The following is a 1172-nucleotide window of genomic DNA, read 5'->3' on the forward strand; positions in this document are numbered from 1 at the left end:
TGGTTCCGCCGGTTACGCATCCGCTGGGAGATCCGCGACGACATCCACGAAGCGTTCCTCAGTCTGGCCTGCAGCATCATCTGCTGGCGACGACTGAAAAACTTGGCACTTTGTTAGGAGTTCTAAGTGCTGTTCATCTACGCCGGGAACCGACGACGACCTCGACAAGCTCCACATCCTCGCCAGCTGGAGCACCCACCAGACAGACCAGAGCCCGGCCGGCACCCCGCCTCCCGGGCGGCCCAGCTCACGCCCGTAGGACCAGCCCGGCTCGTCTGGACCCCATGCACCCCCGCACGACCCCTGAACGGAGGGGATCACCATGACCACGTCCACCAGCCGCCGACCGCTCGCCTTCGTTACCGGCGCCTCCAACGGCATCGGCACTGCAATCGCCCGCGAGCTCACCACCCGCGGCTTCGACATCATCGGCACCGGCCGCAGCGACTCCATCGACACCGTCGCCGAACAGCTGCGCGCTCAGGGCGCTACGGTCTACCCGCTGCGCGCCGACCTCGGCACCTACGACGGGGTGGAAGACCTCTGGAAGCAGGTCCAGGAAATCGGAAGGCCCCTCGACATCGCCGTCCTCAACGCCGGAATCAGCATCGGCGACGCCTTCGCCACCGACACCGACCTCGACGACGAACTCCACCTCATCGCCCTCAACATCAACGCCGTCGTCCACCTCGCCAAACGCGTCGTCCCCGGCATGCTGACCCGCGGTTCAGGCCGCATCCTCATCACCTCCTCCATCTCCGCCACCATGCCCACCCCGTACGAGACCGTGTACGGCCCCTCCAAGGCATTCGGCTACTCCTTCGCCGAATCGCTGCGCGAAGAACTCCGCGGCACCGGTGTCACGGTGACCGCGCTCCCGCCCGGCGCCACCGACAGCGACTTCCATGCCCGCGCCGGCATGGGGAAAACCGCCATCGGTAAAGGCCAGAAGAACGACAAGCGCCTTTCGCCAAGCAAGGCGTCGACGCACTCCTGGCCGACAAGGACCACGTCGTCGGCGGCGACCGCGCCACCAAGCGCACCGCTTTCCTCAACCGGTTCCTGCCTGAGCACGTCAAGGCCCGCCGCCAGGGAGCCAGCGCCAAGCCGTAAGCCCGTACGGAGATCCTTCAGGGAGGGGAGGGGAGGGGAGGCGGGGGTGTCGAGCGGCA

General features: G+C 67.0%; 1 protein-coding gene. It reads left to right on the forward strand.

Annotation, left to right across the window (positions count from 1 at the left end):
* Positions 1-322: 322 nt before the first annotated feature.
* Positions 323-1172: SDR family NAD(P)-dependent oxidoreductase (locus ACFPIH_RS56225; protein WP_385879446.1), on the forward strand; the 850-nt coding region annotated here is incomplete at its 3' end.

The organism is Streptomyces vulcanius (genome assembly GCF_042653945.1).
Classification (GTDB): Bacteria; Actinomycetota; Actinomycetes; order Streptomycetales; family Streptomycetaceae; genus Streptomyces; species Streptomyces mangrovi.